General features: G+C 42.4%; 14 protein-coding genes and 1 pseudogene. 7 read left to right on the plus strand and 8 right to left on the minus strand.

The window, feature by feature from the left end:
- From B7725_RS00810 to B7725_RS00830, 5 genes are all read left to right on the plus strand, one after another.
- On the plus strand, window positions 1-744 hold the full coding sequence (locus tag B7725_RS00810; RefSeq protein WP_084874161.1) for a 16S rRNA (uracil(1498)-N(3))-methyltransferase: 744 nt from the start codon (window positions 1-3) through the stop codon (window positions 742-744).
- A gap of 10 nt (window positions 745-754) precedes the next feature.
- Window positions 755-2,551, plus strand: a complete 1,797-nt coding sequence (gene pepF / locus B7725_RS00815; RefSeq protein ID WP_084874162.1) for an oligoendopeptidase F — start codon at window positions 755-757, stop codon at window positions 2,549-2,551.
- Between the two features lie 28 nt (window positions 2,552-2,579).
- Complete coding sequence (locus B7725_RS00820; protein ID WP_049537153.1) at window positions 2,580-3,362, plus strand: hypothetical protein; 783 nt, start codon at window positions 2,580-2,582, stop codon at window positions 3,360-3,362.
- 70 nt (window positions 3,363-3,432) lie between these two features.
- Window positions 3,433-4,224: a DUF2785 domain-containing protein gene (locus tag B7725_RS00825; RefSeq protein WP_049537184.1), complete on the plus strand. Its 792-nt coding sequence runs from the start codon at window positions 3,433-3,435 to the stop codon at window positions 4,222-4,224.
- A 109-nt stretch (window positions 4,225-4,333) separates the two neighbouring features.
- A complete protein-coding gene (locus B7725_RS00830) occupies window positions 4,334-5,002 on the plus strand; it encodes an MIP/aquaporin family protein (RefSeq protein ID WP_049537151.1) in 669 nt (222 codons plus the stop codon).
- 253 nt (window positions 5,003-5,255) lie between these two features.
- Here B7725_RS00830 and queF read toward each other — a convergent pair whose 3' ends face one another.
- The 7 genes from queF to B7725_RS00865 all read right to left on the minus strand — a co-directional run bounded on the left by queF (window position 5,256) and on the right by B7725_RS00865 (window position 8,804).
- Entirely contained in the window at window positions 5,256-5,747 is a 492-nt protein-coding gene (queF, locus tag B7725_RS09960) for a preQ(1) synthase (RefSeq protein ID WP_084940570.1), read from the minus strand.
- 18 nt (window positions 5,748-5,765) lie between these two features.
- A complete protein-coding gene (queE, locus tag B7725_RS09965) occupies window positions 5,766-6,482 on the minus strand; it encodes a 7-carboxy-7-deazaguanine synthase QueE (protein WP_000196474.1) in 717 nt (238 codons plus the stop codon).
- Window positions 6,475-6,918 carry a 6-carboxytetrahydropterin synthase QueD gene (queD, locus tag B7725_RS00845; protein WP_000464577.1) on the minus strand — a complete coding sequence of 148 codons (444 nt, stop codon included), beginning with the start codon at window positions 6,916-6,918 and terminating at the stop codon, window positions 6,475-6,477. Before queD ends, queE begins: the two co-directional genes overlap by 8 nt.
- On the minus strand, window positions 6,918-7,571 hold the full coding sequence (queC, locus tag B7725_RS00850; RefSeq protein WP_084874163.1) for a 7-cyano-7-deazaguanine synthase QueC: 654 nt from the start codon (window positions 7,569-7,571) through the stop codon (window positions 6,918-6,920). The genes queD and queC overlap by 1 nt, the downstream gene beginning before the upstream one ends.
- 203 nt (window positions 7,572-7,774) lie before the next feature.
- Entirely contained in the window at window positions 7,775-8,089 is a 315-nt protein-coding gene (gene trxA, locus B7725_RS00855; protein ID WP_001029581.1) for a thioredoxin, read from the minus strand.
- A gap of 15 nt (window positions 8,090-8,104) precedes the next feature.
- Window positions 8,105-8,326 carry a DUF4649 family protein gene (locus B7725_RS00860; RefSeq protein WP_009730461.1) on the minus strand — a complete coding sequence of 74 codons (222 nt, stop codon included), beginning with the start codon at window positions 8,324-8,326 and terminating at the stop codon, window positions 8,105-8,107.
- A gap of 97 nt (window positions 8,327-8,423) precedes the next feature.
- Window positions 8,424-8,804, minus strand: coding sequence for a MarR family winged helix-turn-helix transcriptional regulator (locus B7725_RS00865; protein WP_009730460.1), 381 nt, complete (start codon window positions 8,802-8,804; stop codon window positions 8,424-8,426).
- Between the two features lie 196 nt (window positions 8,805-9,000).
- On the opposite strand from B7725_RS00865, the gene B7725_RS00870 reads away from it, so the two are divergent.
- Both B7725_RS00870 and B7725_RS00875 read left to right on the plus strand, forming a co-directional pair.
- Entirely contained in the window at window positions 9,001-9,375 is a 375-nt protein-coding gene (locus B7725_RS00870) for a CidA/LrgA family protein (protein ID WP_000781326.1), read from the plus strand.
- Window positions 9,372-10,067: an LrgB family protein gene (locus tag B7725_RS00875; protein ID WP_001288935.1), complete on the plus strand. Its 696-nt coding sequence runs from the start codon at window positions 9,372-9,374 to the stop codon at window positions 10,065-10,067. The genes B7725_RS00870 and B7725_RS00875 overlap by 4 nt, the downstream gene beginning before the upstream one ends.
- Window positions 10,068-10,179: 112 nt before the next feature.
- Here the strand turns inward: B7725_RS00875 and B7725_RS00880 are convergent.
- Window positions 10,180-10,385: pseudogene (locus tag B7725_RS00880) on the minus strand (N-acetylmuramoyl-L-alanine amidase family protein); the annotation flags it as partial.

The following is a 10,385-nucleotide window of genomic DNA, read 5'->3' on the forward strand; positions in this document are numbered from 1 at the left end:
ATGCAGCAGTATTTTGTTAAAGGCAGTCCCACATCACCTGTGACCATTGAGGACAAGGAAACCAGCAAGCACATGTTTCAGGTCATGCGCTTGAAAGAAGATGATGAGGTGACCTTGGTCTTTGATGATGGGATTAAGCGCTTGGCGCGCGTGCTGGATGTAGAAGCTCGTCAGTTTGAGTTGGTTCAAGAATTAGCTGACAATGTGGAACTGCCAATCCAAGTGACTATCGCATCCGGCTTTCCCAAGGGAGATAAGCTGGAGTTCATCACTCAGAAAGTAACAGAACTTGGTGCCAGCCAGATTTGGGCCTTTCCTGCAGACTGGTCGGTCGCCAAGTGGGATGGCAAGAAATTGGGTAAAAAGATTGAAAAACTAGAAAAAATCGCCCTTGGAGCAGCAGAACAAAGTAAACGTAATATCGTTCCAAGTATCCAGCTTTTTGAGAAGAAAGCAGATTTTCTAGCCCAGCTGGACCAGTTTGATTCTATCGTAGTGGCCTATGAAGAATCAGCAAAAGAGGGAGAAATTGCTGCTCTCTTACAAGCAGTCTCTGGTCTTGAAAAAGGAGCCAAACTGCTCTTTATTTTTGGTCCGGAAGGTGGTCTCTCACCTGCAGAAATTGAAAGTTTTGGAGCTAAAGGAGCCATCTTAGCAGGTCTTGGACCTCGCATCTTGCGAGCAGAAACAGCGCCACTTTACGCCTTATCAGCCCTTAGTGTTTTAGTAGAATTAGAGAAATAAGAGGAAGAAAATGGAACAAAAACACCGTTCAGAATTTCCAGAAAAGGAACTTTGGGATTTAACAGCCCTATACCAAGACCGTGAGGATTTCTTGCGTGCAATCGAGAAAACGCGCGAAGACATCAATCAATTTAGCCGTGACTACAAGGATAATCTTCACACTTTTGAAGATTTCGAGAAGGCCTTTGCGGAATTGGAACAAATCTACATTCAGATGAGTCATATCGGCAATTATTCCTTTATGCCTCAGACGACAGACTATAGCAATGAGGATTTTGCTAATATCGCCCAAGCTGGGATGGAATTTGAAACAGATACCAGTGTAACCTTGACTTTCTTTGACGATGCCTTGGTGGCAGCGGACGAGGAAGTCTTGGACCGTTTGGGTGAATTACCACATTTAACAGCTGCCATTCGCCAGGCTAAAATTAAAAAAGCCCACTATCTTGGGGCAGATGTAGAGAAGGCCTTGACCAATCTTGGTGAAGTTTTCTATAGTCCACAGGACATCTATACTAAGATGCGTGCTGGGGATTTCGAAATGGCTGACTTTGAAGCTCATGGCAAGACTTATAAAAACAGCTTTGTGACTTATGAGAATTTCTACCAAAACCATGAAGATGCTGAAATTCGTGAGAAATCTTTCCGTTCCTTCTCAGAAGGACTTCGTAAGCACCAAAATACGGCTGCCGCAGCCTACCTTGCTCAAGTCAAGTCTGAAAAACTATTGGCAGATATGAAAGGCTATGACTCAGTTTTTGATTATCTTTTAGCTGAGCAGGAAGTAGATCGTGCCATGTTTGACCGCCAGATTGACCTCATCATGAAGGACTTTGCGCCAGTCGCTCAGAGATACCTCAAGCATGTTGCCAAGGTTAATGGTCTTGAAAAGATGACTTTTGCAGACTGGAAGCTAGACTTGGACAGCGCCCTCAATCCTGAAGTGACTATCGACGATGCCTATGATTTGGTCATGAAATCAGTCGCACCATTGGGGCAAGAATATTGTCAGGAAGTTGCGCGCTATCAAGAAGAACGCTGGGTGGACTTTGCTGCTAATAGTGGCAAGGATTCTGGTGGGTATGCGGCGGATCCATATCGCGTGCACCCTTATGTCCTCATGAGCTGGACTGGTCGTTTGAGCGATGTCTATACCTTGATTCATGAAATTGGGCATTCTGGTCAATTTATCTTTTCAGATAATCACCAAAGCTACTTCAATGCCCACATGTCGACTTACTATGTCGAAGCGCCGTCAACCTTCAATGAATTGCTCCTCAGCGATTACTTGGAGCACCAATCTGACGACCCTCGTCAAAAACGTTTTGCTCTTGCCCACCGCTTGACAGACACCTACTTCCATAATTTCATCACCCACCTCTTGGAAGCAGCCTTCCAGCGTAAGGTATATACATTGATTGAAGAAGGGGAAACTTTTGGAGCAAGCAAACTCAACAGCATTATGAAGGAAGTCTTGACGGACTTCTGGGGAGATGCCATTGAAATTGACGATGATGCAGCCTTGACTTGGATGCGTCAAGCTCACTACTACATGGGCTTGTATAGCTACACATACTCAGCAGGCCTTGTTATCTCTACTGCAGGTTACCTCCATCTGAAAAACTCTGAAACTGGAGCTAGAGACTGGCTCAATCTCCTCAAATCAGGTGGCAGCAAGACACCGCTTGAGTCAGCCATGATTATCGGAGCCGATATCTCAACAGATAAACCACTACGTGATACCATCCAGTTCTTGTCTGACACAGTTGACCAGATTATAGCCTACAGTGCTGAGTTGGGGGAGTAAAGATTGGACAGAGTTTTAGGAGAGTAATATGAATAGAATCAAAGAATGGCTAGAGCAAGACCCCAAAAGAATGCTCTTTATCAAAATTGGTCTAGTTTTATTGGGAATCATTTTATTGATTGCTTTGCCTACTCTCTATCTTGTTTTGAGCGGAGTTGGTATTTGGTATTTTGTAAAGAAATCGCCAGATATTCGAAAAAGAAATCTAATGATAGGGCTTTTCATTGTCAGTTTTGTTGCAGTTGCTCTTAAAACTCCGACAGTCACAAAGAAAATTTCATCTTCTCAATCAGAAACTAAGCAGACTGCGACATCTACTACTTCGACAGCTTCAACTACGGATACTTCATCTAGTATAGAAGAGGCAAAACGAGTTGAAGAAGAGAAAAAATCTAAAGAAAAAGCAGAAGAAGAGAGAATTGCCAAAGAAAAAGTTGCAAAGGAGTTGCAAGAAAAAGGTGAAACCTTAGTCAAACAATTGGAAGAAAGTCAAGATGCGAGCCAAGTGAAGTCTGCTAAAGAGATAGTTAATCAGATTGAAAATAATGATAAAAAGACAGAGCTGCTTGATAGAATAGGTGCAGTTGAATCATCAATTTCTCAAAAAGTAGAAGAAAAAAGAATTACACGTGAAGCTGAAACCAAAGCTCAACAGCAAGATAGAATTGTCTATGTTGCAGACCATGGAAAATCAAAAGTTTATTGGTATAGTAAGGATAGAATGCCTTCAAAAACGAATAATGCCAACGTTGTTGAGATGACCGAAGCAGATGCGATTGCAGCAGGAAAAACTCCATCAAAAATAGAATGAGAAAAAAAGTCATCTTCGGATGACTTTTTGATAAGTTACTAGAAATCCAGAGGTACTTTAGATGCATAAGATGCATAAAGAATTACAAAGAAAAGTGACAGAAGAAAAACCAAGCTATAGCCGAGAAGAAATTCAGTGGTTGCTTGAGCATTTAGGGGATGCCTCTCCAGAAATTCGAGACGAACTTGTTTTTACGAGTTTAGCAAGAGGGATTCAAGAAGAGTTGTTTTCCCTTGAGCAGTTTCAGTTTATCTCAGAAGGGGTCTCCTCTGATGAAGGTCTATACAAAGAAATTGATAGTAGAGGTGTCTCGGCTCTTAAACGTTCTTTTAGGGCGCTTATTTATGCCAATCTACTGTCCTGCGATGGTACTAAGGAATCACTTTATTACCAGCAGTTGTCTTCTCCTATCAGGGTTACCATGCTAAATCAAGGCTTACACTATCTTACAAAGGAAAAAGAGACGACGGGTTACTCTCATCAGTTTGGGTGGATCCACGCATTTGCGCATGGGGCTGATCTCTTGACGGAGGTTATATGCCATCCTAGCTTTCCAAAGTCAGATATAGCCGAAGCATTTGAAATCATTTGGAAAATCTTTAAACGTGTTGAGATTCGTTTTACAAATGATGAAGATTGGCGGTTAGCGAGAGTACTTTATGAACCAATCTTACGAGGGAAAATCGAATCGTCTCTCCTCACTGCTTGGCTGCAAACAGTCGAATTTCCCTTGAAAGAAGTAAATGATTTCCATAAATTTTCCAATTTCAGATCTTGTTTGCTAGAAATTTACCTTCAACTAGACTGTCATAAACTTTTACAAGATGACTTGAAAGAAGCTATTCAATCCTTTCAGTACTAAGGATAAGCGAGTCGGTTCATGATCTTCAAATAACTTTCCAGTCAATTTTCTTGAAACCCTTTCCTTCTTTTGATAGACTAATACATAGTTTAAAAAAAGGAGACTTATCATGAAAAAATTTATTGCTGAATTAATCGGTACATTTATGCTTGTGTTCATCGGAACAGGAGCTGTTGTTTTTGGGAATGGTGTTGAAGGTCTTGGCCACCTTGGGATTGCTCTTGCCTTTGGTTTGGCCATCGTAGTCGCAGCTTTCTCAATCGGAACTGTTTCAGGGGCTCACTTGAACCCGGCTGTTTCAATCGCTATGTTTGTAAACAAACGTTTGTCATCTTCAGAGCTTGTAAACTACATCCTTGGACAAGTAGTTGGAGCTTTCCTTGCGTCAGCTGCGGTATTCTTCCTCTTGTCTAACTCAGGCATGTCGACTGCTAGTCTTGGTGAAAATGCCTTGGCAAACGGTGTCACTGTCTTTGGTGGATTCTTGTTTGAAGTCATCGCAACCTTCTTGTTTGTCCTAGTTATCATGACTGTAACATCAGCAAGCAAAGGTAATGGTGCAATCGCTGGTTTGGTCATTGGTTTGTCATTGACAGCTTTGATCCTTGTGGGCTTGAATATCACTGGCCTTTCAGTAAACCCAGCTCGTAGCTTGGCACCAGCTGTCTTGGTAGGTGGTGCAGCCCTTCAACAAGTATGGATTTTCATCCTTGCCCCAATCGTTGGTGGCGTTCTTGCAGCTCTCGTTGCAAAAAGCTTCCTTGGAACAGAAGAATAATTGAAATTCAAAAAGCCTTGCTCCTCATCTTGAGGAACAGGGCTTTTTCGTATGATACTCTTCGAAAATCTCTTCAAACCACGTCAGCTTCGCCTTGCCGTAGATATGTTACTGACTTCGTCAGTTCTATCTACAACCTCAAAGCAGTGCTTTGAGCTGACTTCGTCAGTCTTATCTACAACCTCAAAGCAGTGCTTTGAGCAGCCTGCGGCTAGCTTCCTAGTTTGCTCTTTGATTTTCATGGAGTATGAGTTTAGCGATTGTCAATTTTCTCTGGATAAAGGTCGTGTTGGAAGAGGCGTTGTTCTGCTAAGCCTTCATACTTGGTTTCAGGTCTACCATAGTTGTAGTAGGGGTCGATTGAAATGCCCCCGCGTGGAGTGAATTTTCCCCAGACTTCTAAATAGCGAGGGTCTAGCAAGTTGACCAAGTCTTTCCCGATGGTGTTGATACAGTTTTCGTGAAAATCTCCATGATTTCGGTAGCTAAAGAGGTAGAGTTTGAGGGATTTTGACTCGACACAGAGCTTGTCAGGAATGTAGGAAATATAAATGGTGGCAAAATCTGGCTGAGCAGTGATAGGACAAAGTGAGGTAAATTCAGGGCAGTTGAATTTGATAAAATAGTCATTTTCCACATGACGATTGTCAAAAGATTCGAGGACATCTGGTTGATAGTCAAAGATGTAGTTGGTTTCTTTGTTGCCCAGTAGGCTTAGGTTTTTCATTTCTTCTTGTTGTGACATGATTTTTTCTTTCTAATCTTAAACACCACGTTGGTTGTCGTAGAGGAGGGTATGGAGTTGAGGAAGGACGCGGACATTGCCCCAGCTATCATCAGCAGCGACACGTTCCCAGAGTTCTTTGAGGCGGTCTAGTTGGTCTTGAACGATATTGCCTGTAGCCTTGGGCTCAGGGTTTCCTGCTGATAAGAAGAGAACATCTGGTTGGTAGCGTTCTTGAATGTCTTTGGCAAAGGCCAAATCGGCATCATCAAAGACAGGGATTTTAAAGGTGACTTTATCTGGATCCAGTTGGGAAACGATAAAGTCCAAGGTCTCAAAGTTGACTTCCATCTTGGATGAAGGAGGTTTTGGACTCAGAGTAACCTGGTCGATGTCTTTCAACCAATTTTGCCAGCGAGAGCCTTGAGTTTCAACAGCCAGAGTGACACCACGTTCCTTGAGTTTAGTGACCAATTCGGCCATGTTGGCTGCTAGGATAGCAGGATTTCCCCCAGATAGAGTTACATAGTCGTAGCTTCCTAGCTTGTCTAATTCAGCAATGACTTCGTCAGCCGTCATGCGAGTTGGTTTTTCAGAACCATCCCAAGTAAAGGCAGAGTCGCACCAGTCGCAGTGGTAGTCGCAACCAGCAGTGCGGACAAACATAGTTTTCTGCCCGATAGCACGGCCTTCACCTTGAAAGGTTGGGCCGAAAATTTCCAGAACTGGTAGTTTGAGGACACGTTCCCTAGTCATCTAACCACTCCCGTCTAAACTCCGCAAAGGCAGTCGGAGTCTCATAGAGGCGGACGTATTCCAAACGGAGACTGCGCTCGTCTGGCAACTCTTGACTCATGGTTTGAAAAATCCAGTAAACCATATTTTCAGCAGTCGTGTTCATATAAGGCAGGGTTTCATTGAGATAGCGATGATCCAAGTGGGGCTCTAAGTAGTTCTTGTAGATAGCTTTGATATCTCCGAAATCGTAGGTCATGCCCCGTTCATCTAAAAATCCACTGACAGCAATCTGCAGATGATAAGTGTGGCCGTGCAGGGATTTGCATTTTCCTTCATAGTGAAAGAGGTGGTGGGCAGCGTCGAAGGTAAATTCTTTTGATACCAAGGTTCTGTGAGGATTGTAGACAAGAGATTCCCCAGTTTCTTGTTTGATTTCTTTAGGTGCAAAAAACATTAGCCCTCTCCTTTCTGTGAGAGATAAACATCTAGGCCATGCTGACGTAGGTGGCAAGCTGGGCAATCTCCACAGCCACTTCCGATAATCCCATTGTAGCAGGTCAAGGTCTTTTCACGAACGTAGTCAAAGGCACCGAGTTGGTCGGCTAACTTCCAAGTTTCAGCCTTGTCTAGCCACATGAGAGGTGTTTGGATAACAAAGTCGTAATCCATGGCAAGGTTGAGCGTAACATTAAGGGATTTGACAAAGACATCCCGGCAGTCAGGGTAGCCTGAAAAATCTGTCTCGCAGACACCTGTCACGATGTCTTTAATGCCTCGTTGCTTGACAAGAACTGCCGCAAAGGAAAGAAAGAGGTGGTTGCGACCGTCAACAAAGGTATTGGGAACCTCTCCCTCTTTTTGCTCAATCTCCAAATCAGAGGTTAAGGCATTTTCAGTGATTTGTCCCAGTAGAGACATATCTAAGATGTGATGACGAATGCCTTGTTCCTTAGCGATTTCTTTAGCAACTTGAATTTCGAGATGATGGCGTTGGCCATAGGCAAAGGTGACAGCTTCGACTGTTTCATAGTGTTCTTTAGCCCAAAAGAGGCAGGTTGTGGAATCTTGACCGCCGCTAAAGACGACCAAGGCTGAATGACGTTTCATAGTACTCCTTCTAAAATGGGAAATGTTCAGAGCACGCAAAAAGCTCCCTTTAGGGGAGCTAAAAAATACCAAGTAGAGGTTTTTTTTAGCGATGGCATGTCCCAAACATCGTAATATTCTACCTACAGTCTAGCATATTTTTTGAAAAATGGCAAAGGGCAAGAAAAAAAGAGACCAAATAAAGTACTTGGTCTCTCGTGTGATTAGCTCAATTCAGCAACGATGGCCTTGATTTGTTCTGCAGTGTGAACACCTGCAACCTGTTTCACAACTTGGCCGTCTTTTTTGAAGAGAAGGGTTGGGATAGACATGATACCAAATGCACGAGCTGTGTTTGGATTTTCATCTACGTCCATTTTAACGATTTTCAAGACATCTTCTGAAAGTTCTTCAGACAATTTATCCAAGATTGGACCTTGCATACGACATGGACCACACCAAGTTGCCCAGAAGTCTACCAAGACCAAACCGTCTTTTGTTTCTTGTTCAAATGTTGCATCTGTAATTGCTTTTGCCATTGTATTTCTCCTTTTTTAGTTATATTGGCTTAAATCTTGTTTCATGAGATAGAAGAAGACATCTCCATAAGTCCCATGGTAGTCCAAATCATGACCATTGTAGGTTAATTTTTGAACTGGGTAGTAATCCGCGACGCCGATAAGGCAGGCTTGTTGAGAACGTTCAAAGTCTTCATAAGACTCGAAAGTCATGGTCCTCTCTTGCTTGCTGGCGTCTAGGTAGGTAATTTCGATCATATAAAACTCCTTTGTTTGATCTTGACTTTATTTTACTCCTTGGAAAGAGGAATGTCAAGAAAAATGATTGCGCACGCAACTTCTTTAAAAAATCTGATTAAGAAATGAAGTCAAGGCTCGTTTTCAGTCTTTCTTCGACGGCCTTTTGCAGGTAAGCTAGGGTTGTTTGTCCCTCGTCAGTCAGGCAGATAAAACTAGCCCGTCTATCCTGGTCGCAACATCTGCGACTAAGCAAGCCACAGTTTTTCTCTTCTAGTCGGGCCACCATTCGAGAAACAGCGCTGGGACTGAGATGGAGTTTATCGGGTAAATCAATCTGGCGTAGAGATTTTTCTTGGGCCAAATCCAGATAGTAGAGCAAGTAAAACTCTTTCAAGGTCAACCTTTGTTCACTCTGCTGTGCAATAGTTTCTTCTAACATGGCTTCCATTTCCTTTTGACGGCGGTTGTAGTCAAACCACTTTTCCAAATAGGTCATTGCTTTCTCCTTTCTTTTCAAAGTAAAAATCACAAAGTCATTACTGATTATCTTTGTAATACAAGATGATTGCGCATGCATTTATTATACTACTTTTAACTAATCCTTGCAAGAAAGAAGAATTTCAATATTTCCTTGAAATTTTCTGAAAAAAGAGTAAACTGGTATGCAAGAAGTTTATTTCATGGAGTTTAGGATGAAATTATATGTTCAATTAATGATTCTCTTTGTGATTTCTCTAATCGGTGAGGGAATCTCCAGTTTCTTTCATCTGCCCATCCCAGGCAGTATTATCGGTTTGATTATTCTCTTTCTAGCCCTGCAGTTCAAGTGGCTAAGGACCAGGCACGTCAACATGGTCGGAAATTTCTTACTGGCCAATATGACCATTCTCTTTTTGCCGCCAGCAGTGGGTATCATGGAAAAGTTTGATGTCATTGCTCCCTATCTCTTGCCCATCGTTTTGATTGTCTTTTTTGCGGCTGTCATCAATATTATTCTCATAGCCCTAGTGGTTCAGTTTATCAAGAGACGTTTTGAGGGAGATTATGAGAAGGGAGAAACGAAATGAGTGAATTTGTATCCAATCCTCTGTTTGGGATTGCATTATCTATCCTAGCTTATCTAGTGGGGATGTTGATTTACAGACGTTTTCCACATCCATTGACAACACCCTTGCTGTTGTCGGCTATTTTTATCATTATTTTCCTTAAGGCGACGGGGATTTCTTATCAAGATTATTACCAAGGTGGGGTTTATCTGAATAATTTGATTGTCCCATCGACAGTGGCTCTAGGGATTCCGCTTTATAAGAGTTTTCACTTGATGAAGCACCATGCTCGGAGTATTCTCTTTGGTAGTCTGCTAGCAGTAGTTGTCAATACTAGCTTCACCGCCATAGTGGCGAAAATATTTGGAATGGACTTTTTCCTAGCCATTTCTCTCTTTCCCAAGTCAGTGACAACCGCTATGGCAGTGGGGATTACAGAGAAATTGCAAGGTTTAACGACTGTGACCTTGGTCGTCGTAGTAGCGACTGGGATCTTAACCAGTGTGATCGGACCAACCCTTTTGAAGTGGTTGAAAATTGACGATCCAGTGGCAGTTGGTCTTTCCCTTGGTGGAACAGGTCATGCAGTCGGAACAGGAACAGCCTTTCGATACGGCTCGGTAGCAGGAGCCATGGGTGGCTTGGCCATCGGTGTCACCGGTATTCTCTACGTCTTTGTCAGTCCAATAGTAGCCAGTTTGATATTGAGTTAAAAAGCAAGGAATTTAAGTTCCTTGCTTTTTGTATTGTCATGTAGCTTTTATATCATTTAGCCTGTGAATCTATAACTAATAGTTAATAGAATAAGATTTATACTCTAGATTATTACCAAGCTCCACTATCATCTACATAATAGCCATCAGGTGTATAGGTATTACGAAGCATATTACCAGATGATGCGAGATAGTACCACTTACCATTATCTTTGACCCAACCTGTCGCCATAGAACCTGAGTCTTTTAGGTAATACCAAGTTCCACTATCTTTAATCCAACCTGTTGCCATAGAACCTGAGTCTTTTAGGTAATACC

It is taken from the genome of Streptococcus oralis subsp. tigurinus, from assembly GCF_002096275.1.
GTDB lineage: Bacteria > Bacillota > Bacilli > Lactobacillales > Streptococcaceae > Streptococcus > Streptococcus oralis_CN.